1 protein-coding gene is annotated in these 233 nt (G+C 54.1%); it reads left to right on the plus strand.

The features are described 5' to 3' along the window. On the plus strand, positions 1 to 233 hold a 233-nt coding region (locus ACUHMQ_RS21705; protein ID WP_445297452.1), incomplete at both ends, for a transposase.

The following is a 233-nucleotide window of genomic DNA, read 5'->3' on the forward strand; positions in this document are numbered from 1 at the left end:
GGATCAAAAGACATATTGCTGTTGATACGCTGGGCTTGCCCCATGCGATTGCGGTAACGACGGCAGAGGTCACCGATCGAAGTGGTGCATTGGAAGCACTAAAAGACAGCCATGCTGACTTGAGTCGCGTGTTGAGTGTGCTGGCAGATAGTGGTTATACGGGTCAGCCGTTTGCTCAGGGTGTGCAAGCTTGCGTGGGGGCGACAGTGCAAATAGCCAAGCGTAGTGAGCTG

This window comes from Chitinimonas violaceus (genome assembly GCF_052601015.1).